The organism is Microbacterium telephonicum (assembly GCF_003651225.1).
In the GTDB taxonomy this organism is placed as follows: domain Bacteria; phylum Actinomycetota; class Actinomycetes; order Actinomycetales; family Microbacteriaceae; genus Microbacterium; species Microbacterium telephonicum.
The window spans coordinates 730563-756525 of sequence record NZ_RCDB01000002.1 but is presented as its reverse complement, the minus strand read 5'-3'; the positions used below and the strand labels follow the sequence as shown (position 1 = coordinate 756525).

Annotated in this window: 21 protein-coding genes and 1 tRNA gene; 17 read left to right on the top strand and 5 right to left on the bottom strand. The window is 72.8% G+C overall.

All coding sequences use genetic code 11. The features are described from left to right. Positions 1-137 precede the first annotated feature (137 nt). From C7474_RS08535 to C7474_RS08525, 3 genes are read left to right on the top strand one after another with little or no spacing between them, the layout of a single operon-like run. A complete protein-coding gene (locus tag C7474_RS08535; protein ID WP_121058902.1) occupies positions 138-1250 on the top strand; it encodes a thiamine pyrophosphate-dependent dehydrogenase E1 component subunit alpha in 1113 nt (370 codons plus the stop codon). After that, on the top strand, positions 1247-2254 hold the full coding sequence (locus C7474_RS08530; protein WP_121058900.1) for an alpha-ketoacid dehydrogenase subunit beta: 1008 nt from the start codon (positions 1247-1249) through the stop codon (positions 2252-2254). Before C7474_RS08535 ends, C7474_RS08530 begins: the two co-directional genes overlap by 4 nt. Further along, a complete protein-coding gene (locus tag C7474_RS08525) occupies positions 2251-3591 on the top strand; it encodes a dihydrolipoamide acetyltransferase family protein (protein ID WP_121058898.1) in 1341 nt (446 codons plus the stop codon). The genes C7474_RS08530 and C7474_RS08525 overlap by 4 nt, the downstream gene beginning before the upstream one ends. Positions 3592-4085: 494 nt before the next feature. On the opposite strand, the gene C7474_RS08520 is transcribed toward C7474_RS08525, so the two are convergent. Continuing rightward, entirely contained in the window at positions 4086-4664 is a 579-nt protein-coding gene (locus C7474_RS08520) for a TetR/AcrR family transcriptional regulator (RefSeq protein ID WP_121058896.1), read from the bottom strand. 121 nt (positions 4665-4785) lie between these two features. Between C7474_RS08520 and C7474_RS08515 the strand changes: the two genes are divergently transcribed. From C7474_RS08515 to C7474_RS08495, 5 genes are read left to right on the top strand one after another with little or no spacing between them, the layout of a single operon-like run. Beyond that, on the top strand, positions 4786-6399 hold the full coding sequence (locus C7474_RS08515) for a carboxyl transferase domain-containing protein (protein WP_121058893.1): 1614 nt from the start codon (positions 4786-4788) through the stop codon (positions 6397-6399). 2 nt (positions 6400-6401) lie between these two features. Then, a complete protein-coding gene (locus C7474_RS08510; protein WP_121058891.1) occupies positions 6402-8387 on the top strand; it encodes an ATP-binding protein in 1986 nt (661 codons plus the stop codon). Continuing rightward, positions 8384-9547 (top strand): acyl-CoA dehydrogenase family protein, encoded by a 1164-nt coding sequence (locus tag C7474_RS08505; protein ID WP_199692400.1) that lies wholly within the window; start codon positions 8384-8386, stop codon positions 9545-9547. The genes C7474_RS08510 and C7474_RS08505 overlap by 4 nt, the downstream gene beginning before the upstream one ends. A 17-nt stretch (positions 9548-9564) precedes the next feature. After that, positions 9565-10047, top strand: coding sequence for a MaoC family dehydratase (locus C7474_RS08500; protein WP_241965165.1), 483 nt, complete (start codon positions 9565-9567; stop codon positions 10045-10047). Next, the gene (locus tag C7474_RS08495) at positions 10044-10880 is read left to right on the top strand and encodes an HpcH/HpaI aldolase/citrate lyase family protein (protein WP_121058887.1); all 837 of its coding nucleotides are present in this window, start codon (positions 10044-10046) and stop codon (positions 10878-10880) included. Before C7474_RS08500 ends, C7474_RS08495 begins: the two co-directional genes overlap by 4 nt. Before the next feature lie 36 nt (positions 10881-10916). Here the strand turns inward: C7474_RS08495 and C7474_RS08490 are convergent, their stop codons facing one another. Both C7474_RS08490 and C7474_RS08485 read right to left on the bottom strand, forming a co-directional pair. Further along, entirely contained in the window at positions 10917-11522 is a 606-nt protein-coding gene (locus C7474_RS08490; RefSeq protein WP_121058885.1) for a histidine phosphatase family protein, read from the bottom strand. 9 nt (positions 11523-11531) lie between these two features. After that, the gene (locus C7474_RS08485; protein WP_121058883.1) at positions 11532-12377 is read right to left on the bottom strand and encodes a Sir2 family NAD-dependent protein deacetylase; all 846 of its coding nucleotides are present in this window, start codon (positions 12375-12377) and stop codon (positions 11532-11534) included. Positions 12378-12459: 82 nt separating this feature from the next. Between C7474_RS08485 and C7474_RS08480 the strand changes: the two genes are divergently transcribed. Then, entirely contained in the window at positions 12460-13251 is a 792-nt protein-coding gene (locus C7474_RS08480) for a TrmH family RNA methyltransferase (RefSeq protein WP_121058881.1), read from the top strand. 175 nt (positions 13252-13426) lie between these two features. Here C7474_RS08480 and C7474_RS08475 read toward each other — a convergent pair whose 3' ends face one another. After that, positions 13427-14299, bottom strand: coding sequence for an SGNH/GDSL hydrolase family protein (locus tag C7474_RS08475; protein WP_121058879.1), 873 nt, complete (start codon positions 14297-14299; stop codon positions 13427-13429). Positions 14300-14421: 122 nt separating this feature from the next. Here C7474_RS08475 and C7474_RS08470 point away from each other — a divergent pair, with 122 nt between their 5' ends. From C7474_RS08470 to C7474_RS08450, 5 genes are all read left to right on the top strand, one after another. Next, positions 14422-16254, top strand: coding sequence for a DEAD/DEAH box helicase (locus C7474_RS08470; protein WP_121058877.1), 1833 nt, complete (start codon positions 14422-14424; stop codon positions 16252-16254). Between the two features lie 156 nt (positions 16255-16410). Next, on the top strand, positions 16411-17505 hold the full coding sequence (locus C7474_RS08465) for a VIT1/CCC1 transporter family protein (RefSeq protein WP_241965164.1): 1095 nt from the start codon (positions 16411-16413) through the stop codon (positions 17503-17505). A 99-nt stretch (positions 17506-17604) separates the two neighbouring features. After that, positions 17605-17689 (top strand) — tRNA-Leu (locus C7474_RS08460). Positions 17690-17770: 81 nt separating this feature from the next. After that, complete coding sequence (locus C7474_RS08455) at positions 17771-19072, top strand: M20/M25/M40 family metallo-hydrolase (RefSeq protein WP_121058875.1); 1302 nt, start codon at positions 17771-17773, stop codon at positions 19070-19072. 32 nt (positions 19073-19104) lie between these two features. Further along, on the top strand, positions 19105-19935 hold the full coding sequence (locus C7474_RS08450) for an undecaprenyl-diphosphate phosphatase (protein WP_121058873.1): 831 nt from the start codon (positions 19105-19107) through the stop codon (positions 19933-19935). A gap of 7 nt (positions 19936-19942) precedes the next feature. Here the strand turns inward: C7474_RS08450 and C7474_RS08445 are convergent, their stop codons facing one another. Continuing rightward, complete coding sequence (locus C7474_RS08445; RefSeq protein WP_241965163.1) at positions 19943-20602, bottom strand: pentapeptide repeat-containing protein; 660 nt, start codon at positions 20600-20602, stop codon at positions 19943-19945. 236 nt (positions 20603-20838) lie between these two features. Here C7474_RS08445 and ileS point away from each other — a divergent pair, with 236 nt between their 5' ends. The 3 genes from ileS to C7474_RS08430 are packed head-to-tail and all read left to right on the top strand — an operon-like array spanning position 20839 to position 25962. Continuing rightward, positions 20839-24198, top strand: a complete 3360-nt coding sequence (ileS, locus tag C7474_RS08440) for an isoleucine--tRNA ligase (RefSeq protein ID WP_121058868.1) — start codon at positions 20839-20841, stop codon at positions 24196-24198. Continuing rightward, positions 24195-25550: a bifunctional folylpolyglutamate synthase/dihydrofolate synthase gene (locus C7474_RS08435; protein WP_121058866.1), complete on the top strand. Its 1356-nt coding sequence runs from the start codon at positions 24195-24197 to the stop codon at positions 25548-25550. Before ileS ends, C7474_RS08435 begins: the two co-directional genes overlap by 4 nt. Then, positions 25543-25962 carry a DUF4233 domain-containing protein gene (locus C7474_RS08430; RefSeq protein WP_121058864.1) on the top strand — a complete coding sequence of 140 codons (420 nt, stop codon included), beginning with the start codon at positions 25543-25545 and terminating at the stop codon, positions 25960-25962. The genes C7474_RS08435 and C7474_RS08430 overlap by 8 nt, the downstream gene beginning before the upstream one ends. The last annotated feature ends 1 nt before the right edge of the window (position 25963 follow it).

The window sequence follows — 25963 nt, the reverse complement described above, 5'->3', positions numbered from 1 at the left end:
CAAGATGACTCACGGATGCCGGAATGCTTGAGCGAGGTGCCGTGTCGTCGTAGCCTCGCCCCATCGGCGACGAGGCCGATGACGACACCCCGCGTCGGCCGCGCCACAAGCGCCCCGGCGCCGTGGAGGGAGCGACGATGACGTCCACCGTGAACGAGGCGGCCGCGGCCGTGCAGGCCGAGCCCGTGCAGTTGCTGACACCGGATGGGGAACGTCGCACCGACCACCCTCTCGCCGCGAGCGTCGCCGACATCGATGATCACGCCCTCGCGCGGCTCTACCGTGACATGGTGCTCGTGCGCCGCATCGACGCGGAGGGTGTCGCGTTGCAGCGCCAAGGGCAGTTGGGGCTCTGGGCGCCGGCGGAGGGCCAGGAGGCGATCCAGACCGCGATGGTCCGCGCCTGTAACGACGACGACTTCTTCTTCACGAGCTACCGCGAACTCGGTGTGCTCGTCGCGCGCGGGGCGGAGCCGGCCCAGCTCGTGCTCGGCTGGCGCGGCGAGGTGTTCGGCACGTTCGACCCGCACGATCTGCACGTCGCGACGCCGCAGATCATCATCGGCGCGCAGACACTCCACGCCGTCGGCTACGCAATGGGCGTGCAGCGCGACGGCGGGGACCAGGTCGCCGTCGCGTGCTTCGGCGACGGCGCGACCAGCCAGGGCGACGTCAACGAGGCGATGGTGTTCGCCGCGTCCTTCGGCGCGCCCGTCGTGTTCGTCTGCTCGAACAACCAGTGGGCCATCTCGGAACCCGTCGGGCTGCAGGCGCATCGGCCGCTCGCCGACCGGGCGCCGGGGTTCGGCATCCCGAGCCTGCGCGTGGACGGCAACGACGTGCTCGCGTGTACGGCGGCGATGCGCTGGGCGCTCGAGCGCGCCCGCAGCGGCGAAGGCCCCGCCTACATCGAGGCGGTGACCTATCGATTGGGGCCGCACACGACCAGCGACGATCCCACCCGCTACCGCACCGCCGAGGAGGTGGCGCTGTGGCGCACCCGCGATCCGCTGCTGCGCGTCGCGGCCCTGCTGCGGGGGCGCGGTCTGCTCGAGCAGGCCGATGCCGAGGCGGATGCCGCGGCGGCCGAGTTCACCGCCGGGATGCGCCGCGCGGCCGTCGGTGCGACGACCCGGCCGCCGCTGGCGATTCTCGACCACGTCTACGCGGAGCCGCACACCGGCCTCGACCGGCAGCGCGAACAGTTCGCCGCGTACCTGGCCGGCTTCGACGAGGAGGCGGGGGCATGACCGAGCTCACGATGGGCAAGGCGCTCAATGCGGGACTGGCGCGGGCGCTCGCCGACGACGACCGCGTCGTCGTCATGGGGGAGGACATCGGCACGCTCGGCGGGGTGTTCCGCATCACCGACGGGCTGCAGAGCCGCTTCGGCGCGCAGCGCGTCGTCGACACGCCGCTGGCGGAGTCCGCGATCGTCGGCACCGCCGTCGGCCTGGCCTTCCGCGGCTTCCGGCCGGTGGTCGAGATCCAATTCGACGGGTTCGTATACCCCGCCTTCGACCAGATCGTGTGCCAGGTGGCGAAACTGCACTACCGCACCCGCGGCGCCGTGCGCATGCCGATCACGATCCGCATCCCGTGGGCGGGCGGTGTCGGTGCCGCCGAGCATCACTCCGAGTCGCCCGAGGCGTACTTCGTGCACACCGCGGGACTGCGGGTGGTCGCGGTGTCGAACCCGCAGGACGCGTACACGATGCTGCGTCAGGCGATCGCGAGCGACGACCCCGTCGTCTTCTTCGAGCCGAAACGGCTCTACCACGCGAAGGGCGAGGTCGACCTCGACGCCGACATCGCCGACGCCGCCCCGATGGGTGTGGCGCGCGTGGCCCGCCCCGGCACCGATGTCACGCTCGTCACCTACGGCGCCCAGGTACAGGTCGCGCTCGACGCGGCGACCGCGGCCGAGGACGAAGGCGTCTCGATCGAGGTCATCGACCTGCGCTCGCTGTCACCGGTCGACTACCGCACGGTGACGGCATCCGTCCGCGCCACCGGCCGGCTCGTCGTCGCCCACGAGGCGGCGCGGGAAGCAGGGGTCGGCGCGGAGATCGTCGCGAGCATCGCCGAGCAGTGCTTCGAGTACCTCGAGGCGGCGCCGCAGCGGGTCACCGGCTTCGACATCCCGTATCCGCCCGCGAAGCTGGAGCGGCACCACCTGCCCGATCTCGACCGGATGCTGGACGCCGTCGACCGCGTGCTCGGACGCGGCCACCGCGCGGAGGTGGACGCATGATCGCCGAATTCCGCCTGCCCGACCTGGGCGAGGGGCTGCCGGAGGCCGAGATCGTGAGCTGGCACGTCGCCGAGGGCGACACGGTCGCGCTCAACCAGACCATCGCCGACGTCGAGACCGCCAAGGCGATCGTCGAGATCCCGTCGCCGTACGCCGGCACCGTGACCGCACTGCGGCACGCCGAGGGGGACGTCGTGCCGGTCGGTGAGGTGATCCTCGCCGTCGAGGTCGCCGCCGGCGACGACGACGTGCTTCCCAATCTCGTGGGCTACGGCGCGGCGCCCCGGTCCGATGCGCGCCCGCGTCGTCGCGCACGCGGCGCCGGGGCGGCGACCGCTGTCGTGGAGGCGGGCTCCCGCGCCCCGCACGACGACCTGCCCCCTGACGCGTCGCCGCTCACCGGCCCCGTCGAGCGTCCGCGTTCGACGCCGCCGGTGCGCACGCTCGCCCGCGAGCTCGGCGTCGACCTCGCTGCGGTGGCCGGCACGGGGCCGGACGGCCTCATCGTGCGCGCCGACGTGGAGCGCGCCGCCGCGGCTGCGACGCCGGTGCGGACATCCGGTCCGGACTCCGTTGCCGGATCCGAGGTCGCGGCATCCGCTCGCTCGGAGCGCGAGGTACCCGTGGGGCCCGACGTGCGGGAGGTGCGCATCCCGGTGCGGGGCGTGCGCAAGCAGACGGCCGCCGCGATGGTCGCCTCGGCGTTCACCGCACCGCATGTGACGTGCTTCCTCGACGTCGACGTCACCGGGTCGCTGCGGCTGCTCGACGAGCTGCGCGCCGACCCGGCGCTGGAGGGGAGGCGCCTCGGCATCCTCGCGTTGGCCGCGCGGGCGACGTGTCTCGCGCTCGGCCGGCACGGCGACCTCAACGCGCGGTTCGAGGTGGAGGCGTCCGAGATCGTGCAGTACCGACACGTCGACCTCGGCATCGCGGTGGCCACCGAGCGGGGACTGATCGTCCCGCACATCCCCGATGCGCAGCGGCTCGGTCTCGTCGAGCTCTCCGATGCCCTCGGATCCCTCGCCGAACGTGCCCGAGCCGGTCGGTCCGGCGTCGCGGAGCTCAGCGGCGGCACGTTCTCGATCACGAACTTCGGCGTCTTCGGGGTCGACTCCGGCACGCCGATCCTGCCGCCGGGACAGTCCGGCATCCTGGGCCTCGGCGCCGTGCGGCGCCGGCCGTGGGAGCACGAGGGCGAACTGGCCCTGCGCGACGTCATGACGCTGAGCCTGTCGTTCGACCACCGCGTCGCCGACGGCGCCGAGGGGTCGAGGCTGCTCGCGGCGATCGGCGGGCTGCTGCGCGACCCCGCCCGCGCGCTCCTGTACGGCTGAGGCGGCGGCGGCGGCGCGCGCGTGTCACGCGAACGGTCGGCTTTCGGCCTCGGGGAGCGCCGTTCGTGTGACCCGGGCTGGGGGCATGTCACACGAGGTGTGCCCTGGGGCGGCTCGCACCGGCGCATCGTGGGACACGTCGGTGGCGGTGGCTTCTGGGGATGGCTGGCGGTGCCGTCTTGGGAGAGACCGCAGCTTGTGCGGCCAGCATCCGCGAAGAGCGCCTCGACGGCACCACGGATTCGAGGATCGGGTGCGGGGTTGTCCGGCGACGCGGGGTGACCATGTCACACGAACGGCACCTTCCGCGGGTCGTTGAGTGCACTCTCCGTGACACGGGCGAGAGGCGCGTCACACGAAGTGCGCCCCGGCACCGGCGGGACGCACCATTCGTGTGACACGGATGCGGGGCGTGTCACGGGTTGTGCCGTGCGGAGCCGGCGGGACGCACCATCCGCGTGACACGGGCCGGGCGCGGAGCGCCGAGGCCGGGGTCAGACGGTGAGGGCGGCGAGGGCCATCTCGCCGAGCACGGGGCGGGCGACCGCGGTGTCCACGCCCGTGTGCGGCGTCGAGTTCATGAGGCCGAACGCGGCGTGCGCGCGCACCCGGAGGTCCTCGCGCGTGCGCTGCGGGTCGCGGCGGGCCAGGACGTCGACCCACATGTCGACGTACTCGCGCTGCAGCCGCCGCACGGCGTGACGGTTGTCGTCGGCGAGGCTCGCGAGGTCGCGGTCCTGCACGCGGATGACGTCGGCCGCCGACACGGCGAAGTCGATGTGGAACGCGATGAGCGCACGCAGCTGCGCGTCGGCGTCGCTCTCGCCGGCGAGCACCGCGGCGCCGCCGTCGTGCAGGTGCCGGCTCGCGCCGAGCAGGATCTCGGCGAGCACGGCCTGCTTGCCGGCGAAGTGACGGTAGACGGCGGGCCCGGAGACGCCGACGGCGGCGCCGAGCTCTTCGAGGCTCACGCCCGCGAACCCGCGTTCGGCGAACAGGCGCGCGGCCTCCCGCACGAGGTCGTCGTGCCGTCGGGCCTTCGCGCGGTCGCGGGGGGTCGTGCCGCTTGTCATTCCAGTTAATCCTCGCTAACCTGAACGGGACTTCGGTTAGTGAACACTAACTGGTGGATCGGTGTCCGGCGGGCTCTCCGCGGGCCACCGTGACGAGATCGTGACGTCGAGGAGGACGGGCATGACGACGACGGCGCCCCCCGCACCGCACACCACACCAGGTGCCGAACCGGAGACGAACGGCGACGCGCAGCGGCGACTGGCGGCGCAGCTGCGCGAGCGCCTGGGCGTCGCGGCGCAGGGCGGCAGCGCGCGGGCACGCGAGCGTCACGTGGCGCGCGGCAAGCTGCTGCCGCGTGAGCGCATCACCCGCCTGCTCGACGAGGACAGCGCGTTCCTCGAGGTCGCCCCGCTCGCCGCCGACGGTGTGTACGACGACGAGGCACCCGGCGCGGGAGTCGTCGCGGGGGTCGGCCTGGTGCACGGACGCCACGTGATGGTGGTCAGCAACGACGCGACCGTCAAGGGTGGCACCTACTACCCGCTGACCGTCAAGAAGCACCTGCGCGCGCAGGAGATCGCGTTCGAGAACCGGCTGCCGTGCGTGTACCTCGTCGATTCCGGCGGCGCCTTCCTGCCCATGCAGGACGAGGTGTTCCCCGACCGCGATCACTTCGGGCGCATCTTCTTCCAGCAGGCGCGTCTGTCGGCCGCCGGCATCCCGCAGCTCGCGGCCGTGCTCGGCTCCTGCACCGCCGGCGGCGCGTACGTGCCGGCGATGTGCGACGAGACCGTCATCGTGCGCGGGCAGGGCACCATCTTCCTGGGCGGACCGCCGCTGGTGAAGGCGGCGATCGGCGAGGAGGTCACCGCCGAGGAGCTCGGCGGGGGAGAGCTGCACGCGCGCACGTCGGGCGTCGTCGACCATCTCGCCGACGACGACGCGCACGCGCTCGAGATCCTCCGCGACATCATCGCCACCCTGCCTCCGCCCGCATCCCCGGTCTGGGAGGTGCTCGCGTCCCGCCCGCCGGTGGCGGACCCGGCCGAGCTGTACGACCTCGTCCCCGTCGACCTCACCCGCCCGTACGACGTGCGCGAGGTCATCGCGCGTCTCGTCGACGCGAGCGCGTTCCACGAGTTCAAACGCGAGTACGGCGACACGCTCGTCACCGGCTTCGCGCGACTGCACGGTCACCCGATCGGCATCGTCGCGAACAACGGCATCCTGTTCCGCGAGTCGGCGCTGAAGGGCGCGCACTTCATCGAGCTGTGCGACCAGCGCGGCATCCCGCTCGTGTTCCTGCAGAACATCACCGGGTTCATGGTGGGTCGCGACGCCGAGGCCGGCGGCATCGCGAAGGACGGCGCCAAGATGGTCACCGCCGTCGCCACCACGCGGGTGCCGAAGTTCACCGTGATCGTCGGCGGGTCGTTCGGCGCCGGCAACTACTCGATGTGCGGCCGCGCCTACTCGCCCCGGTTCCTGTGGACGTGGCCCGCCAGCCGTATCTCGGTCATGGGCGGTCCGCAGGCGGCCGCCGTGCTCGCGACCGTCCGCGAAGACCAGCTCGCCGCCGCCGGAACCCCGTGGGACGACACCGAGCGCACCGCGTTCGAAGCGCCGATCCGGGAGCGCTTCGAGCGGCAGGGCGACCCGTACTACGCCACCGCCCGCCTCTGGGACGACGGCATCCTCGACCCCCTCGACACGCGCGACGCGTTGGGGTTGGCGTTGGACCTCGCCTCCCGCACACCGCTGCCCGAGCCGCGCTTCGGCCTCTTCCGGATGTGACCGTGACCGCCTCCCTGCACACCGTGCTCGTCGCCAACCGCGGCGAGATCGCCCGTCGCGTCATCCGCACCGTGCACCGCATGGGGCTGCGCGCCGTCGCCGTCTACAGCGACGCGGATGCCGACGCCCCGCACGTGCGCGAAGCCGACGCGGCCGTCCGCCTGGGGCCGGCATCCGCCGCCCGGTCGTACCTCGACGCCGACGCCGTGCTGCGCGCCGCCCGCGAGAGCGGCGCGGATGCCGTGCACCCCGGATACGGGTTCCTCTCCGAGAACGCCGCCTTCGCGCGGGCGTGCGCGGCCGCGGGCATCGTCTTCGTCGGTCCAGGGGAGGAGGCCCTGGCCGTCATGGGCGACAAGATCCACGCGAAGGCGCACGTCGCCGCCCACGGCGTGCCCACCGTTCCGGGCTTCAGTGCCGCCGGGATGGACGACGACGAGATCGCGGCGGCCGCCTCCCGCACCGGCTTCCCGCTGCTCGTGAAGCCGTCCGCCGGCGGCGGGGGCAAGGGGATGCAGGTCGTGCGGAGAGCCGACGAACTGCCGGCCGCGCTGGCCACCGCCCGCCGCATCGCCCGTGCCGCCTTCGGCGACGACACCCTGCTGCTCGAGCGCCTGCTCGAGCGCCCGCGCCACATCGAGGTGCAGGTGCTCGCCGACGCGCACGGGACGACCCTGCACCTCGGCGAGCGCGAGTGCACGCTGCAGCGTCGGCACCAGAAGGTCATCGAAGAGGCGCCGTCGCCGATCGTCGACGCGGCGCTGCGGGAGCGGCTCGGCGCCGCCGCATGCCGGGCGGCGGCCTCGGTCGGCTACGTCGGTGCCGGTACGGTCGAGTTCCTCGTGGCGGCCGCCCGTCCCGACGAGTTCTTCTTCATCGAGATGAACACGCGCCTGCAGGTCGAGCATCCCGTCACCGAACTCGTCACCGGCGTCGACCTCGTCGAGCAGCAGCTGCGCATCGCGGCGGGCGAGCCGCTGCGCATCCGGCAGGACGACGTGCGCCTGTCGGGCCACGCTGTCGAAGCGCGGGTGTACGCGGAGAGCCCGGCGACCGGGTTCCTCCCGGCCACGGGAACCGTGCGCGTGTGGCGCGCGGCGCCCGGGGTGCGCACGGATGCGGCGGTCGAGAGCGGATCGGTCGTCACCGCCGACTACGACCCCATGATCGCCAAGGTCATCGCGCACGCGCCCGAGCGGGAGGCCGCGCTCGCCGCACTCGACCGCGCGCTCGCCGACACCGTCGTGCTCGGCGTCGAGACCAACATCCCGTTCCTGCGCACCCTCGTGCAGGACGACGATGTGGTCCGCGGCGATCTGGACACCGGCCTCATCGAACGGATGCCGGCGCCGACCGTCGACGCGCCGACGCCCACGCAGCTGCGCCTCGCGGCCGCCGCGCTGCGGGCGGGCGGGGCACCGGGGGGCGCGGCGGGCGGAGTCTGGCCCGCGCTCGCGGGGCGCCGGTTCGGACGGCGCGACGCCGTCGTCGCCGTCCACCTGGAGGGCGCCGACGGCCACGTCCACCTCGTCACCTCCGATGACGCCCCCGACCCCACACCGGCCTCTCCCGACAGCGACGCCGACACCGAGGCCGCCGCTGTCGTCGAGGACGGCGTCGTGTGGGTGCACGCCGACGGAGCCACGGCATCCTTCGTCCCCCTCACGCGGCGGGCGGCGTGGGAGTGCGCGCACGCCGCGCGCGGACGCGACGCCGGTGCCGCGGCGCCGGAGCTCCCCGCACCCATGCCGGGGGCCGTCATCGCCGTCCACGTCGCCGACGGAGACGACGTCGTCGCGGGCGAGCGCATCCTCACCATCGAGGCCATGAAGATGGAGCACGCCGTCACCGCCCCCCACCCGGGGACGGTGCGGCTGCGGGTCGCCGCCGGTGCGCAGGTGCGCCGCGGCGACGTGGTGGCCGTCGTCGATCCGACCCCCACGGCTCCCGAGACCCGGGAGCCCACCGCATCCGGAGGAACCGCATGACCATCGACCTGTCCACTTACGACCTCGCCGACGAGCAGCTCGAGCTCGCGCGGATCGTGCGCACCTTCGCCGACGAGGTCGTCGCCCCGCGCGCCTACGAAGCCGACCGCACCAAGACCCTCCCGATGGACGTCGTGGCCGGAATGGGGGAGCTCGGTCTGTTCGGACTGCCCTTCCCCGAGGAGGTCGGCGGCCAGGGCGGCGATTACGTCGCACTGTGCCTCGCGATCGAAGCCCTCGGACGCGTCGACCAGTCGATCGCGATCACCCTGGAGGCGGCGGTCGGTCTCGGAGCGATGCCGCTGCATCTGTTCGGCAGCGACGCACAGCGGGCGGAGCACCTGCCCGATCTGCTCGCCGGCCGCGCGCTCGCCGCGTTCGGGCTCACCGAACCCGAAGCCGGGTCGGATGCCGGAGCCACCCGCACGACGGCGCGCCTCGACGGCGACGAGTGGGTGGTCGACGGTGCGAAGCAGTTCATCACCAACTCGGGCACGCCCATCACCCGGTTCGTCACGGTGACCGCGGTGACGGGGCGCGGCGAGAAGGGCCCGGAACTCTCGGCGATCCTCGTGCCGCACGGCACGCCCGGGTTCACGGTCGGACCGGCCTACGACAAGGTCGGCTGGCACGCCTCCGACACCCACCCGCTGACCTTCGACGGCGTGCGGGTGCCCGCCGAGAACCTCGTCGGGCAGCGTGGTCGCGGTTACGCGAACTTCCTCCACGTGCTCGACGAGGGACGCATCGCGATCGCCGCGCTCGCGACCGGCGCGGCCGAGGGATGCCTCGAAGCGGCGGTGGACTATGCGCGCAGCCGCACCGTGTTCGGCGCGTCGCTCGCGTCGCGCCAGAGCGCCCAGTTCCTGCTCGCGCGGATGCAGCTGCGTGTGCACGTGGCCCGGGTCGCGTGGCTGCACGCGGCGCGGCTGCGCGACGCCGGGCGTCCCTTCAAGACCGAGGCGGCGATCGCCAAGCTCACCGCGAGCGACGCCGCGATGGACAACGCCCGTGATGCGACCCAGGTCTTCGGCGGCAACGGCTTCATGAACGAGTACGCCGTGGGGCGGCACTTCCGCGACTCGAAGATCCTCGAGATCGGCGAGGGGACCAACGAGGTGCAGCTGCTCGTGGTGGCCCGGGCGTTGGGTGTGGCGTGAACGGTAGCGTGGCATCCGTGACCGAGATCGAGCAGCGCGGCCTTTGGTTCGAGGAGTTCGAGGCGGGCGCCGTGTTCGCGCACCGGCCGGGACGCACCGTCACCGAGGCCGACAACGTGATGTTCAGTGCCCTGACGATGAACTCGCAGGCGCTGCATCTGGATGCCGCGTATGCGCAGACCCAGCCGTTCGGGCAGCGCCTCATGAACTCGATGTGGACGCTTGCGACGATGGTCGGACTGTCGGTGACGCAGCTCACGCAGGGCACGCTCGTCGCCCAGCTCGGCCTCACTGACGTGCGTTTCCCGGCGCCCCTGTTCCACGGCGACACGCTCACGGTCTCGACGGAGATCGTCGAGACGCGACCGTCGGCGTCGCGGCCCGGCGAGGGCATCGTGACGATGCGCCACACCGGGCGCAATCAGCACGGCGAGACGGTCGCGGTCGCGACCCGCGCCGTGCTGATGCGCCGCCGGCCGACGGGGGAGGAGGCCGCATGAGTGCGTTCGGGTTCGGTCCCGCGCTGCTGTTCTGTCCGGCCGACCGCCCCGACCGGTTCGCGAAGGCGGCGGACCGGGCGGATGCCGTCATCCTCGACCTGGAGGACGCCGTCGCCGCGGACGCCAAGGTCGCCGCGCGCGGCAACGTCATCGACGCGCATCTCGACCCGGCGCGCACGATCGTGCGGGTGAACCCCACCGACTCCGCGGCGTTCGCCGCCGACATGGCGACGCTCTCGCAGACCGACTACCGCACCGTCATGGTCGCCAAGGCGGAATCGGCGAAGCAGCTCGCCCGCCTCGATCCGCGGTTCCGCATCATCGCGATCTGCGAGACCGCGCGCGGGGTGGCCGCCGCCGAGAAGATCGCCGCCGTCGAGGCCGTCATCGGTCTCATGTGGGGGTCGGAGGACCTCATCGCCTCGCTCGGCGGCACCTCGAGTCGCAAACCGCGCAGGCGGGATTCCGATCGCAGCGGCGAACCGGGACGATACCGCGACGTCGTGCGGTACGCCCGCTCCCGGGTGCTGCTGGCCGCCGGGGCACGGGGCAAGGCGGCGATCGACGCCGTGCACCTGGACATCGCCGACGTGAGGGGACTGCGCCGGGAGGCGACCGACGCCGCTGCGAGCGGCTTCGCCGCGACCGGCTGCATCCACCCTTCGCAGGTCGAGGTCGTGCGCGAGGCCTACCGCCCCGACCCGCAGACGGTCGCGTGGGCGCGGCGCCTGCTGGAGGCCGCCGACGGCGCGCCGGGCGTGTTCGCGTTCGAAGGGCGCATGATCGACGAGCCGCTGCTGCGGCACGCCCGCACCGTGCTGCGACGCGCCTGACCGTCGCCGGTGGCGGGGCTCAGCCCGCGACGGGGCTCAGCCGCTGATCGGGGCGTAGTCCAGCAGCCGCAGGCGCTCGCGCTCGAGCACGAACGTGTGGGTCGAGCCGTTCGCGAGGCGCTCGCCCGGAGCCGGGAACGCGCCGCCGGTCGCATGGCGGATGAGCTCGCGGATGAGCGCGCCGTGTGCGACGACGACGAGGGACGGCGCCGTCGGCGCGGTGCGGCGCCGCGCGTCGCGGACGGCGAGGCGCAGACCCGTGACCGCACGCGTGCGCACGTCCTCCCACGCTTCGGCGTCCGGCACCTCGGCGGTCGCCCACTCGCCCCAGCGAGCCGAGAACTGGTCGATCGTGGCGCCCTCCGCCTCCCCGTATCCGCGCTCGCGCAGTTCGGGATAGGTCTCCGGCTCGGCGGCGCCGAGTTCGGCCGCGATGATGCGGGCCGTCTCGTGGGCGCGGGACAGGTCGCTGGAGGCGACCAGCAGCGGCTCCTGGCCGGCGAGCTCGGTCCGCAACCTGCGGCCGGTCTCGAGCGCCTGGGCGCGGCCGGTGTCGTTGAGCGGGATGTCGGTGGAGCCCTGGATACGGCGGCTCTTGTTCCAGTCGGTCTCGCCGTGGCGCACGAGGGTGAGGGTCGTCACCCTTCGAGCCTACGTCGCGAGTGCGGCGGTGAGCGCCTGCAGCACCTCGGAGGTGCCGGCGTCGATCTTCACGGTCGCCTTCTTGTCCGCGCGCGTCTGCCCGCGGTTGACGATGACGATCGGCATCCGTGCGCGGCGTGCGCGCTCCACCAGCCGCACGCCCGAGTTGACGACGAGTGAGGACCCCGCCACGAGCAGCGCGTCGCTGCCGCGCACGAGCTGCTCCGCCTCGGCGAACTTGTCGACCGGGATGTACTCGCCGAAGAAGACGACGTCGGGCTTGAGCATGCCGTCGCACACACTGCAGGTCGGCACGACGAAGCCGTCGGAGCTGGCCGGCAGCACGTCGCCGTCGGGGCCGAGCTCGACGTTGTCGGGAACCGCGATCCAGGGATTGTCGGATTCGACGCGGGCTGCGAGGTCGCGGCGGTCGAACACCTGGCCGCAGTGGGTGCAGAACACGCGGCGCATCGTGCCGTGCAGCTCCACGACGCGGCGGCTGCCCGCGCGCAGGTGGAGGCCGTCGACGTTCTGCGTGATGACCCCGGTCGCGACGCCGCCCCGCTCGAGCGCGGCGAGCGCCTCGTGGCCGGGGTTGGGGTCGGCGGCGGCGAACGCCTTCCAACCGAGATGGCTGCCGACCCAGTAGCGCCGGCGCGCGGCATCCGAGTCGAGGAACTGTTGCGCGGTCATCGGCGTGCGCGTCGGCGCCCCCTTGCCGCGGTAGTCCGGAATGCCCGAGTCGGTCGACACGCCCGCCCCCGTGAGCACGGCGACCCGCCGCCCCGCGAGGGCGTCGACGGCGCGTCCGACGAGGGCCGTCGTGGCCTGATCGAACTGCAGCACCGTCGTCATGTCCCCTCGGTTCCTCTTCCCGGGCAGAGCCTACGCCTCCCGGTTTACCGGCTTGTTACGGGGTGCGTGGGAGAGTGGGGGCATGAGCGTCATCCGGATCGACGACCCCGCCGACCCCCGGCTCGCCGACTACCGCGACCTCACCGACGTGACGCTGCGCCGGGTGCTGGAACCGGCCGGCGGCCTGTACATCGCCGAATCGGCGAAGGTCATCGCGCGCGCCGTCGCCGCCGGTCACCGGCCGCGGTCGGTGCTCGTGCAGGAGAAGTGGCTCGCCGAGGTCGAGCTGCTGGCGGGGGAGGCGCCCGTCTACGTCGTGACGGATGCCGTCGCGGAGCGTCTCACCGGCTACACGGTGCACCGGGGCGCGCTGGCCGCGATGCACCGGCCGGTGCTGCCGGGCGTGGCCGAGGTCGTGGCGGGGGCACGGACCGTGCTGATCCTCGAGGACATCGTCGACCACACCAACGTCGGCGCAGCCTTCCGCGGCGCGGCCGGGCTCGGGGCGGACGCCGTGCTCGTCACACCGCGCTGCGCCGACCCGCTGTACCGACGGAGCGTGCGGGTGAGCATGGGCACGGTCTTCCAGGTGCCGTGGACCCGTCTGCCGGAGTGGCCCGAGGCCCGCGGCGTGCTGCACGAGGCGGGGCTGCATCTGGCGGCCCTCGCGCTCGCCGACGACGCCGTGCCGCTCGACGCGTTCGTCGCCGATCGTCCAGCCCGCGTCGGCCTGCTGCTCGGTGCCGAGGGCGACGGGCTGTCGCGGCGCGCGCTGGAGGCGGCCGACACGGTCGTGACGATCCCGATGGCCGGCGGCGTCGACTCGCTCAACGTGGCCGCCGCCAGCGCCGTCGCCCTCTGGGCCCTGCGCTGACGCGAGCCGCGTTCGGCGCGCTCGGCCCGGCGAACCTGCGCGACTTCGCCGCTGCGGTCGCGACCTCGCCGGCGAACTCGGCGCGTGACCGGCGAACTCGGCGCGGGACCGGCGAACTCGGCGCGTGACCGGCGAACTCGGCGCGTGACCGGCGAACTCGGCGCGGCCGCGTCGGTCAGGCCGGGTGGCCGGGGTCGGCGGCGCGGTCGGCGCCGGGCGCCTCGATGAAGACGGGCAGCGCGTCGGGGCGCTTCGCCGTGACGTGGTCGCCCGAGGACTGGTGGCGCACGCGGCGCAGCACCCACGGCACGAGGTACTCGCGCGCCCACACCAGGTCCCCGGCACGGGCCGCGCGCCACGTGCGCAGCGGCAGCGGATCGGGCTGCATCGGCTGCAGGTCGTTGGGCACGTTCAGGGTGCGCAGCACCATCCGGGCGATCTCGTGGTGCCCGAGCGTGTTGTAGTGCAGGCGGTCGTCGTCGAAGAAGCGCATGTCCTGCACCTCCTTGAGCGCCCACTGATCGGCGACGATGCAGTCGTAGCGGTCGGCGATCGCGCGGATGTTCTCGTTGTAGATCGCGACCCGGCCCCGGATGCCGCGGAACACCGGCGTGAAGTTCGTGTCAATCCCGGTGAACACGACGAGCGTCGCGCCCTGCGACGACAGGCGCACGACGGCGTCCTCGAACTGCTGGGCGACGTCATCCGGATCGGCGCCGGGGCGGATGACGTCGTTGCCGCCGGCGGAGAAGGTGACGAGGTCGGGCTGGAGGGCCAGCGCCGGCTCGATCTGGTCGGCGGTGATCTGTCCGATGAGCTTGCCGCGCACGGCGAGGTTCGCGTAGGCGAAGTCGTCGACCTGGCTCGCCAGCACCTCGGCGACGCGGTCCGCCCAGCCGCGCAGGCCGTTCGGGGCGTTCGGGTCGGGGTCGCCCACCCCCTCGGTGAACGAGTCGCCGAGGGAGACCATCCGGCGCCACGGATGGGCGGCGGCGTTGGGGACGTACGGCGAACGCCGGTCGTCGTGGGAGGGTTCGTTCCTGCGCATGATGCTCCTCGCCGTTGACACTGCCCTCCGAGGCTACCGTCCCGCGCCGACGGCGGCGCCGGTGTCGTCGGGAGCGTTTAGGGTGGTCACTCGTGACAGCGCCGGAGAGGGGGGACCAGAGCGTGGAGCAGACGCCGGAACAGCCCCACTTCGGAAGCTTCGCCGCCGAGCACCTCTCGCCCTCGTTCCCGCAGCGCGCGCCGTGGGGAACCGCCCAGAACCTGCGTGCCTGGCAGGCCGAGGCGCTCGAGGCGTACTTCGAGGCCGACGGACCCGACGGGCCCGGCGGCGGACCGCGTGACTTCCTCGCCGCCGCGACCCCCGGCGCCGGCAAGACGACCTTCGCGCTGCGTCTGGCCTCCGAGCTGCTGCGCCGTCATGTGGTCGAGCGCATCGTCGTCGTGGCCCCCACCGAGCACCTGAAGACGCAGTGGGCCGACGCCGCCGCCCGCGTCGGGATCCGGCTCGACCCCCGCTTCAGCAACCGGCACGGCGTGCCCTCCCGGCAGTATCACGGGGTCGCGGTGACGTACGCGCAGGTGGCGGTCAAAGCGTCGGTGCACACGCACATCACCGACAGCGCGCGCACGCTCGTGATCCTCGACGAGGTGCATCACGGCGGCGACGCGCTCAGCTGGGGCGACGCGCTGCGCGAGGCCTACGGCCGTGCGACCCGGCGCCTGCTGTTGTCGGGCACCCCGTTCCGCTCCGACACGGCGCCCATCCCGTTCGTCGAGTACCACCCGAACGAGAAGGGCATCCGCCTCTCGCGCACCGACTACAACTACGGCTACGGTCGGGCGCTCGCCGACGGCGTCGTGCGTCCCGTGCTGTTCCTCGTGTACGCCGGCAAGATGCGCTGGCGCACGAAGGCGGGCGACGAGTACGAGGCGCACCTCGGCCAGGACAACACGAAGGACATCAACGCGCAGGCGTGGCGCACGGCGCTCGACCCGGAGGGCGACTGGATCCCGGCGGTGCTCGCCTCGGCCGACAAGCGCCTCAGCGAGGTGCGGCAGGACGTGCCGGATGCCGGAGGTCTCGTCATCGCGACCGACCAGACCGCGGCACGCGCGTACGCGGCGATCCTGCGCGGGATCACCGGGGAGGCGCCCACCGTCGTCCTCTCCGACGACAAGGCCGCCTCGGGGCGGATCGAGCAGTTCGCCGGGGCCACGACCCGTTGGATGGTCGCGGTGCGCATGGTGTCGGAGGGCGTCGACGTGCCGCGGCTCGCGGTCGGCGTGTACGCCACGAGCGCCTCGACGCCGCTGTTCTTCGCGCAGGCGATCGGCCGCTACGTGCGCGCCCGGCGCCGCGGTGAGACGGCATCCGTCTTCCTGCCGCACGTGCCGCAGCTGATGAGCCTCGCCGGCGAGATGGAGCGTCAGCGCGACCACGCCCTCGACCGGGAGAGCGGTGACGACGACGGCCTCGAAGACACCCTGCTGGCCGAGGCGGAGCGCGAGGAGAAGGCCTCCGACGAGCTCACCGAGGAGTTCAGCTACCAGGCGCTCGGCTCGGTCGCCCACTTCGACCGCGTGCTGTTCGACGGCAAGGAGTTCGGCCAGCTCGCCGTGCCCGGCACGCCCGAGGAGGAGGAGTTCCTCGGCATCCCGGGGCTGCTCGAGCCTGAGCACGTGCATGAGCTGCTCATGCAGCGCCAATCCCGGCAGTCCCGGCACCGGCGCGCCCGCGAGGCCCGCGAGGGCGAGAGCGACGCGCCGATGGCGACGCCGGAGACCGGCATACCCGCCCCGTTGCACCGCACGTTGCGCGAGCAGCGGCAGCTGCTGAACAGCCTCGTCGGGCTCTACGCGCGGCAGTCGGGCGAGCCGCACGGGTCGGTCCACTCCGAGCTGCGACGCATCTGCGGCGGCCCCGAGGTGGCCCGCGCCACCGTCGCCCAGCTGCAGTCGCGCATCGATGTGATGCGCTCCCGCGTTCGCGCCTGACCCGCGTCCGCCCGCGCGGGAGGCCTCGCGCCCGTCGTCGCCGCGCGGGGCGGTTCGGAATCCCGAAATGCTGGCAATTCCGGCATCTGGGCCGTCCGCGGCGCGGCGCGCGGATACCGTAAGACGTCCCCCGAACCCCGCCGCAGGAGCATCGCCGTGATCGCCATCGCCCCCACCGAGCCGACGAGCCGCGACCGGCGTCGCTGGGCGCAGTACCTCGTCGACGAGCGCTCCGAGGCGCGCGTCTACCGTCAGCTCGCCGCGCGCCGCTCCGGCGAGGAGCGGGAGATCCTGCTGGCGCTCGCCGAGGCGGAGGGGCGCCATGAGGCGCACTGGCTCGAGCTGCTGGGTGAGGAGCCGGCGCGCCTGCCGCGCGCGAGCGCCGGCTCGGCTGTGCTCGGCTGGATGGCACGCCGGTTCGGCTCGATCTTCGTGCTCGCCCTCGCCCAGAACGCCGAGGGGCGCTCCCCGTACGACGACGAACCGTACGCGACGGCGCGGATGGCGGCCGACGAGAAGGTGCACCGCGAAGTGGTGCGGGGCCTCGCCGCCCGGGGGCGCCGGCGCCTGTCGGGCACGTTCCGGGCGGCGGTGTTCGGGGCCAATGACGGGCTCGTCTCCAACCTCGCCCTCGTGATGGGCATCGGCGCGACCGGGGTCGCCCCGCTGTTCGTGCTGTTCAGCGGTGTGGCAGGCCTGCTGGCGGGCGCCCTGTCGATGGGTGCGGGGGAGTACGTCTCGGTGCGCTCGCAGCGCGAGCTGCTCGATGCGACCGAACCCAGCAACTACGCTGACGCGGCCCTGCCCGACCTCGACCTCGACGCGAACGAGCTGGCGCTGGTCTACCGCACGCGCGGGATTCCGGCCGCCCAGGCGGAGGAGCGGGCGCGCGCCGTCGTCGCCCAGGCCCGCGCGTCCGACCGCACGACGCCGTACGCGCTTCCCGAGGCCGAGCGCGGCGACCACGAGACGGTCGGCAGCGCCCTGGGGGCAGCCGGCTCCAGCTTCCTGTTCTTCGCGTCGGGCGCGATCATCCCGGTGCTCCCGTGGCTGTTCGGCCTGCAGGGCCTGCCGGCCGTGCTGCTCGCGCTCGTGCTGGTGGGCCTCTCGCTGCTGGGGACCGGCGCCACCGTCGGGCTGCTCTCGGGGGCGCCGCCGCTGCGCCGCGGGCTGCGTCAGCTGGCGATCGGCTTCGGCGCCGCCGCCGTCACCTACGTGCTCGGCCTCGTCTTCGGCGTGTCGCTCGGCTGACGCCGTCCGGCGACGCGCCCGGGCGCCCGTCGCCGATTCGGGGTTGCGGCGCGGACGTGGTATCGTCGATCCTCGGTTGCGAAACCGGAAACACCACCTGCGCGGGTGGCGGAATAGGTAGACGCGCTAGCTTGAGGTGCTAGTGCCCGTATAGGGCGTGGGGGTTCAAGTCCCCCCTCGCGCACAGAAGAAAAGGGCCCCGTCAGGGGCCCTTTTCCTGTTTCTCCGGCGGATGCTGCGGCGGCGCCCCGGTACCGTTGAGGGCATGTCCGACGAGTCCTCCGTCCACCCCGAGGTCGTGCGCGTCGCGCGCGACCTCATCCGGTTCGACACCACCAACTGGGGCGAGGGGCGCTCCCGCGGCGAGCGCGAGGCGGCCGAGTACGTCGGCGCCTACCTCGAAGAGCTCGGACTGCCGGTCGAGTACTACGAGCCGGTGCCGCGGCGTACGAACCTCGTGACCCGCATCCCGGGGCGCAACCCCGACAAGCCCGCGCTCGTGCTGCACGGCCATCTCGACGTGGTCCCCGCCGTCGCCGAGGACTGGTCGGTCGACCCGTTCGAGGGTGTCATCCGCGACGGGCTGCTGTGGGGGCGCGGCGCCGTCGACATGAAGGACATGGACGCCATGATCCTCGCCTCCGTCGCCGAGCTGCTGCGCGCCGGCGAGCGGCCCGAGCGTGACATCGTGGTCGCCTTCTTCGCGGATGAGGAGAACGGCGGCGTGGAGGGGTCTCAGCTCGTCGTCCGGGATCGGCCGCACTGGTTCGCCGGGGCGACCGAGGCCGTCAGCGAGGTCGGCGGCTACTCGATCCCCGTCGGCGACCGCCGGGCCTACCTGCTGCAAGTGGGGGAGAAGGCGCTCGTGTGGCTGCGGCTGCGTGCCCGCGGCATCGCCGGGCACGGCAGCCGCTTCCACCCCGACAACGCCGTCACCCGCCTCGCCGAGGCCGTCGCCGCCCTCGGCCGCACCGAGTGGCCGATCGAGCTGACCGCCACGACGCGTCAGACCGTCGCGGGGCTCGCGGCGCTGTGCGGCGCCGACGCCGCCGACCCGGATGCCGTCGCCGAGGCGACCGGGCCGGCATCCGGATTCCTGCGCTCCACGTTCCGCACGACGACCAACCCTACCGGGCTCACCGCCGGCTACAAGCACAACGTCATCCCGGATGCGGCGAGCGCGACGATCGACGTGCGCACGCTGCCGGGCCAGGAAGACGCGGTGCTCGCCGAGATCCAGCGGATCGTCGGAGACGACGTCGTCGTCGAGATCAGCCACCGCGACATCGGCCTCGAGGTGCCGTTCGCCGGCGACCTCGTCGACGCCGTGGTCGGCGCCCTCGGCCGTCACGACCCGGGCGTGCCGGTGCTGCCGTACCTCATGGGCGGCGGCACCGACAACAAGGCCCTCGCCGAGCTCGGCATCGCCGGATACGGGTTCGCGCCGCTGCGCCTCCCCGACGGACTCGACTTCACCGGTATGTTCCACGGGGTGGACGAGCGCGTGCCGCTGGACGCGCTCGTCTTCGGGCAGCGCGTGCTGACCGACCTGCTGCGCACGTACTGACGCCCCGCACGACCCGAGCCCGGAAGGCCGCCATGCTGTTCGAAGCCATCATCCTCGGGATCGTCCAGGGACTCACCGAGTTCCTGCCGATCTCGTCGAGCGCGCACCTGCGTATCGTCGGCGAGTTCCTGCCCGCGGCGACCGACCCGGGCGCGACGTTCACGGCGATCACGCAGATCGGCACGGAACTCGCGGTGCTCGTGTATTTCTTCAAGAAGATCGTGCGCATCATCGGCCGCTGGTTCCGCTCGCTTACCGGCGCGGTACCGCGGAACGACCCCGACGCGCGCATGGGCTGGATCGTCATCATCGGCACGATCCCCATCGGCGTGCTGGGCTTCCTCTTCCAGGACGTCATCCGCGACACGTTCCGCAACCTCTGGCTCGTGGCGATCGTGCTGATCGTGTTCGGCCTCATCCTCGGCGCCGCCGACGCGCTCGGGCGCCGCACGCGCAACGAAGAAGACCTCACCTACAAGCACGGCCTGGCCCTGGGCTTCGCGCAGGCTCTGGCGCTCATCCCCGGCGTGTCACGCTCGGGGGCGACCACGACCATGGGGCTCGCACTCGGCTACACGCGGCCCGTCGCCGCCGAGGTCGCGTTCCTCCTCGCGGTGCCCGCCGTCTTCGGCAGCGGCTTCTACGAGCTGTACCACGCCATCAAGGAGCCGGGCTCGGCGGTGTTCACGATGGTCGAGACCGCCGTCGCCACCGCGATCGCGTTCGGCGTGGGGCTGGCCGTCATCGCGTTCCTCATGCAGTACCTCAAGCGCGGCAGCTTCCTGCCGTTCGTGATCTACCGGGTCGTGCTCGGCATCGCGCTCATCGTGCTGCTGAGCATGGGCGTGCTGCAGGCGTACTGACCCGCGCTCAGCCGCGCACGTCGACGCCGAAGGCGACGGCGAACGCGGCGGCATGCTGTTCCGCCTGGCGCAGATCCAGCGTCGCGCCGCGCAGCCCCCGCGGGTCGGTGAACGACACGGCCTCCAGCCCCCGAAGGTCGACGTCGGAGCACCGCAGCTCGCGGGTGTCGACCTCGTCGACGCGGGTGGACTCGAACCGCACGCGCGTCAGCCGTGCGTCGGGCAGATCGAGCGTGCCGATCTCGCAGTCGGTGAACGTGACGTCGTTCAGCCGCGCCGACGCGAGGGAGAGGTAGTCGACGCGCAGGCCTCGCAGCGCGACGCCGTCCCACTCCGCGCGCACCGCGTCGAGGGTCGCGATGCGCCCGCCGGCGACGACGCTCTCGCGCCAGGCGCCGTCGCGGGCGACGAGCTCCACCGCGCGGATGCCGGACACCACGGCGTCGACGAGGGTGGCGCCGGTGAGGTCGAACCGGTCGACGGATGCGGTCTCGACGCGCACCTCCACGAGACGCGCGTGCGCCGCATCCACATCGCCGGCGAGCGAGCCGAGTCGCGCCGCCTGCACGTCCGCGCGGGCGCGCAGCCCGGTCTCCTCCGCGAGGACGGCGGGGATGTCGGGCGCCACGGTGCGCGGCGGCTTCGGGGAGGAGGCGGGACGGGGCATACCGGCCAGCCTACGGCGCGGGTATCATGGAGCATCCAGCGTCGATCCGGCCATCACCGGGGAGCTCTCGGAAGAACGCCCCGGTCCGCCGGGGTCATTAGAACCGAGCGGGGCAGGCCCGTCACAGCCGCAGGAGAGAGGCCGTCGATCCTCACGAGGGAGCGGCGGCAAGCGGGGTGGTACCGCGGTCGACAGATCGTCCTCGCAGGAAGCATCGCAACCTGCTGGAGTGACAGATGGTCTACCCCCGAACCGACACCGGCCCCGTGGTCCCGAGCCCGCGCTTTCCCGACGTGGAGCGCGACGTCCTCGCCTTCTGGCAGCAGGACGACACGTTCCGCGCGTCGATCGCGCAGCGCGAGGGCGCCGAGGAATGGGTGTTCTACGACGGGCCGCCGTTCGCGAACGGCCTGCCGCACTACGGCCACCTGCTCACCGGGTACGCGAAGGACCTGTTCCCGCGTTTCCAGACGATGTGCGGCAAGAAGGTCGACCGCGTCTTCGGATGGGACACGCACGGCCTGCCCGCCGAGCTCGAGGCGATGAAGCAGCTCGGTCTCACCGAGAAGAGCGAGATCGTCGAAATGGGCATCGACGCGTTCAACGCGAAGGCCCGCGAGTCGGTGCTGGCCTACACGCACGAGTGGGAGGACTACGTCACCCGACAGGCGCGCTGGGTCGACTTCGAGCGCGGCTACAAGACGCTCGACACCGGGTTCATGGAGTCGGTGCTGTGGGCGTTCAAGGAGCTGTGGGACAAGGGCCTGGCCTACGAAGGCCACCGCGTGCTGCCCTACTGCTGGCGCGACGAGACGCCGCTGAGCAACCACGAGCTGCGCATGGACGACGACGTCTACAAGATGCGCCAGGACCCGTCGGTGACCGTCACCTTCCCGCTCGTGGGGGCCAAGGCCGAGGCGCTCGGGCTCACCGGAGTGCGCGCGCTCGCGTGGACGACGACGCCGTGGACCCTGCCGACCAACCTCGCCCTCGCCGTCGGGCCCGACATCTCCTACGTCGTCGTGCCGGGCGGTCCGAACGGCGCCGCCGACGTGCCCGCGGGCGGCGACGCCGAGGGCGCGACCGCGCACCGCTACCTGCTCGCGGCGGAACTGCTGGGAGGCCACGCGAAGGAGCTCGGCTACGACGACGCCGCCGCGGCGCAGGCCGCCGTGGAGCGCACGGTCGTCGGCGCCGAGCTCGCCGACGTCCACTACGACCGCCTGTTCGACTACTACGCGGATGCCGACACGTGGGGCACCGGCACCTCGTGGCGCATCCTCGTCGACGACTACGTCACCACGAGCGACGGCACCGGCATCGTGCACCAGGCCCCCGCCTACGGTGAGGACGACCAGCGCGTCACCGAGGCCGCCGGCATCCCGCTCATCATGAGCCTCGACGACGGCGGCCGCTTCCTGCCGCAGGCCACCGACGTCGCCGGCGAGCTGTGGATGGACGCCAACCGTCCGCTCATCCGCCTGTTGAAGGCGCAGGGGCGCCTGCTGCGCGAGGCCAGCTACGAGCACTCGTATCCGCACTGCTGGCGCTGCCGGAACCCCCTCATCTACAAGGCCGTCTCGAGCTGGTTCGTGCGTGTGACGCAGATCAAGGACCGCCTGATCGAGCTCAACGAGCAGATCACGTGGGCGCCCGAGAACGTCAAGCACGGGCAGTTCGGCAAGTGGCTCGAGGGTGCGCGCGACTGGTCGATCAGCCGCAACCGGTTCTGGGGCTCGCCGATCCCGGTGTGGAAGAGCGACGACCCCGAATACCCGCGCGTCGACGTGTACGGGTCGCTCGCCGACCTCGAGCGCGACTTCGGCCGCCTCCCCGTGAACGACGCCGGCGAGGTCGACCTCCACCGGCCCTACATCGACGACCTCACGCGGCCGAACCCGGACGACCCGACGGGGCGCTCCACGATGCGCCGCATCGAGGACGTCTTCGACGTGTGGTTCGACTCCGGATCGATGCCGTACGCCCAGGTGCACTACCCGTTCGAGAACCGGGAGTGGTTCGACTCGCACGCGCCCGCCGACTTCATCGTCGAGTACATCGGGCAAACCCGTGGCTGGTTCTACGTGATGCACGTGCTCTCCGGCGCGCTCTTCGACCGGCCGGCGTTCGCCGGTGTCGCCTGTCACGGCATCGTGCTCGGCAGCGACGGGCAGAAGATGTCGAAGTCGCTGCGCAACTACCCCGATGTCAGCGAGGTGTTCGACCGCGACGGTTCCGACGCGATGCGCTGGTTCCTCATGGCCTCGTCGGTGCTGCGCGGCGGCAACCTCATCGTCACGGAGGAGGGCATCCGCGCGGGCGTGCGGGAGTTCCTGTTGCCGCTGTGGAGCGCGTGGTACTTCTTCTCGACGTACGCCAACGCGGCGGGCGGAGCGGGCTGCGCGGGCTACACCGCGCGGTGGCGCACCGACTCGACGAACGTGCTCGACCGGTACATCCTCGCCCTCACCGGCGATCTCGTGCGCGGCGTCGCCGCCGACCTCGAGGCGCTGGACTCGACGACGGCCGCGGCCAAGCTCCGCGACTTCGCCGAGGCGTTGACCAACTGGTACATCCGCCGCTCCCGCGACCGGTTCTGGGGCAACGTCACCGACGACCCGGCATCCACCGAGGCGTTCGACACGCTCTACACCGTGCTCGAGACGCTCACCCGCGTCGCCGCGCCCCTCATCCCGCTGGTGGGCGAGCGGATCTGGCAGGGTCTCACCGGTGGGCGCAGCGTGCACCTGACCGACTGGCCCGACGCGGGAGCGTTCCCCGCCGCCACCGACATCCGCACGGCGATGGATGCCGTCCGCGAGGTGTCCAGCGTCGCCAACGCGCTGCGCAAGAAGGAGGGCAAGCGCGTGCGCCTGCCGTTGCCGCAGCTGACCGTGGCGGTGCCGGATGCGGCCGCGCTCGCGCAGTTCGAGGCGATCATCGCCGACGAGCTCAACGTCAAGCGCGTGAGCCTCGTCGAGTCGACCGAGGGCCTCGCCGAGCAGTACGGCATCAGCCAGCGCCTCGCCGTCAACGCGCGCGCCGCGGGCCCGCGCCTCGGCAAGCAGGTGCAGCACGTGATCGCCGGCGCCAAGGCAGGTCTGTGGACCGAGACCGACGGGGTCGTGGTCGTCGACGGCATCGCCCTCGAGCCGGGCGAGTACGACCTCACGCTCGAGGCGGGCGGGGTCGCCGAGGGCACCGCGATCGCGCTGCTGTCCGGCGGCGGCTTCCTGCTGCTGGACACCGCGACGACGCCCGAGCTCGAGGCCGAAGGGCTCGCCCGCGACGCCATCCGCGTCGTGCAGGAAGCGCGTCGCAGCGCCGGGCTCGAGGTGGGCGACCGCATCGTGCTCGCGCTCAACGTGACCCCCGCGGTCGCCGCGGCCATCGAGGCGCACGGGTCGCTGATCGCGGAGGAGACCCTCGCGGTCGCGTTCGCGGTGCAGGCCACCGACGACCTCGACGCGCTCGTCGACGAGGTCTCCTCGCCCGGCGACGGCGTGTTCCGCTCGGGGGCGCGCGCGCTCGGCACCGACAAGTCGCCGATCGTCGTGACGATCGACGGCAACGTGATCGCCGGGGGTGCCGTATGAGCGACCGCAGTCGCGCCGACGCCGTCTACGACGCACTCCTGGCCCGCGCCGGCGAGCGCTGGGTGCAGCCCCGCAAGGAGCGCACCGCGCGCCTGCTGGAGTACCTCGACGACCCGCAGCGCACCTACCGTGTGATCCATGTGACCGGGACCAACGGGAAGACGTCGACGAGCCGCCTCGCCGAGTCGATCGTGCGCGCCCACGGTCTGCGCACCGGACTGTTCACGAGCCCTCACCTGGAGCGGTTCACCGAGCGGATCATTATCGACGGCGAGCCGATCGACGACGCCGCCGTGAGCGCGGCGTGGGAGGAGATCGAGCCGTTCGTCGGCCTCGTCGACGGCGAGCTGGAGGCCGCCGGCGACGAGCCGCTCACGTTCTTCGAGCTGCTCACCGTGCTCGCCTTCGTCGCGTTCGCCGACGCGCCCGTCGACGTCGCCGTGATCGAGGTCGGCATGGGCGGAGCGTGGGATTCCACGAACACCGCCGACGGCGACGTCGCGGTGTTCGCCCCGATCGACATCGACCACGCCGACCGGCTCGGCGAGACGATCGCCGAGATCGCCGCGGTCAAGGCGGGGATCGTCAAGGACGGTGCGATCGCCGTCTCGGCGCGGCAGCACCCCGACGCCCTCGCGGCGCTGCGGGATGCGGCATCCGCGCGGCACGCGACCCTCGCCGTCGAGCCGGACGGCTTCGCGGTGACGGCCCAGCGCCTCGCGGTGGGCGGCCAGCAGCTCAGCGTGCGGGGGCTCGCGGGCACGTACGACGACCTCTACCTGCCGCTGTACGGCGCGCACCAGGGTCACAACGCCGCCCTCGCGATCGCGGCCGTCGAGGCCCTCATCGGCGGGGGAGCGCAGGCGCTCGCGCCCGACGTCGTCGCCGAAGGGCTCGCGCAGGTGACCTCGCCCGGACGCCTGCAGCTGCTCGGCGTCGCGCCGACCGTGCTCGTCGACGCGGCCCACAACCCGCACGGTGCGCGGTCGCTCGCGGCCGCCCTGCGGGAGTCGTTCGACTTCGACGAGTGGGGGCTCGTGCTCGGCGTCTTCGCCGACAAGGATGCCGACGGCATCGTCGCCGAACTCGCCGGCACCGCGACGCACGTCTTCGCGACGCAGCTGCAGTCCGATCGCGCCGAGTCCGCCGACCGCATCGCCGACCTCGTGGAGGAGCACGGCACCCCCGTCACGGTGCACGGCGACCTCGACGAGGCGGCCGAGGCCGCGCGCGCCTGGGCGGCTGCCGCCGACCGCAGGGCCGTCGTGATCGCCGGCAGCGTCGTGCTCGCCGGCGAGGCGATCCAGCTGGCGGGCGCGCAGACGTGGAAGGACGGGTGGCGTGATGAGTGAGGCTCGCGCGCCCCGGCAGCGACGCCGCCGCGGCGCCGCCGAGTCGCTCGCGTCGATCGTGCTCGGGTTCGAGTCGATCATCGTCTTCCTCGGCGGTCTCGTGCTGTTCGGCCTGAAGGCGACCCCGGCGGGGATCGAGCCGTGGTGGGGGATCGTCGCCGGTAGCGTGCTGGCGGTGCTGCTGGTGCTCACCTCCGGCGTCCTCCGGCACACGTGGGGGATCGCGCTCGGCTGGTTCTGGCAGCTGCTGATCGTGCTCGGCGGCCTGCTCGAGCCGGGGCTCGCCGTCGTCGGGCTCATTTTCGGTGCCATGTACGCGTATGCCACCATCAAGGGGGCGTCGCTGGACCGCCTGAACGCCCAGCGGGCGGAGCAGGCCCAGGATGCCGCGGACCACACGAACGGAGACTGAC

Excerpts from the sequence above, each read along its gene's own strand:
- C7474_RS08445 (WP_241965163.1), bottom strand. The coding sequence starts at position 20,602 with ATGCCCCGTCCCGCCTCCTCCCCGAAGCCGCCGCGCACCGTGGCGCCC.
- C7474_RS08430 (WP_121058864.1), top strand. The coding sequence starts at position 25,543 with ATGAGTGAGGCTCGCGCGCCCCGGCAGCGACGCCGCCGCGGCGCCGCC.
- C7474_RS08520 (WP_121058896.1), bottom strand. The coding sequence starts at position 4,664 with ATGACAAGCGGCACGACCCCCCGCGACCGCGCGAAGGCCCGACGGCAC.
- ileS (WP_121058868.1), top strand. The coding sequence starts at position 20,839 with ATGGTCTACCCCCGAACCGACACCGGCCCCGTGGTCCCGAGCCCGCGC.
- C7474_RS08455 (WP_121058875.1), top strand. The coding sequence starts at position 17,771 with ATGTCCGACGAGTCCTCCGTCCACCCCGAGGTCGTGCGCGTCGCGCGC.
- C7474_RS08480 (WP_121058881.1), top strand. The coding sequence starts at position 12,460 with ATGAGCGTCATCCGGATCGACGACCCCGCCGACCCCCGGCTCGCCGAC.
- C7474_RS08435 (WP_121058866.1), top strand. The coding sequence starts at position 24,195 with ATGAGCGACCGCAGTCGCGCCGACGCCGTCTACGACGCACTCCTGGCC.
- C7474_RS08535 (WP_121058902.1), top strand. The coding sequence starts at position 138 with ATGACGTCCACCGTGAACGAGGCGGCCGCGGCCGTGCAGGCCGAGCCC.
- C7474_RS08495 (WP_121058887.1), top strand. The coding sequence starts at position 10,044 with ATGAGTGCGTTCGGGTTCGGTCCCGCGCTGCTGTTCTGTCCGGCCGAC.
- C7474_RS08475 (WP_121058879.1), bottom strand. The coding sequence starts at position 14,299 with ATGCGCAGGAACGAACCCTCCCACGACGACCGGCGTTCGCCGTACGTC.
- C7474_RS08515 (WP_121058893.1), top strand. The coding sequence starts at position 4,786 with ATGACGACGACGGCGCCCCCCGCACCGCACACCACACCAGGTGCCGAA.
- C7474_RS08505 (WP_199692400.1), top strand. The coding sequence starts at position 8,384 with ATGACCATCGACCTGTCCACTTACGACCTCGCCGACGAGCAGCTCGAG.
- C7474_RS08485 (WP_121058883.1), bottom strand. The coding sequence starts at position 12,377 with ATGACGACGGTGCTGCAGTTCGATCAGGCCACGACGGCCCTCGTCGGA.
- C7474_RS08525 (WP_121058898.1), top strand. The coding sequence starts at position 2,251 with ATGATCGCCGAATTCCGCCTGCCCGACCTGGGCGAGGGGCTGCCGGAG.
- C7474_RS08450 (WP_121058873.1), top strand. The coding sequence starts at position 19,105 with ATGCTGTTCGAAGCCATCATCCTCGGGATCGTCCAGGGACTCACCGAG.
- C7474_RS08530 (WP_121058900.1), top strand. The coding sequence starts at position 1,247 with ATGACCGAGCTCACGATGGGCAAGGCGCTCAATGCGGGACTGGCGCGG.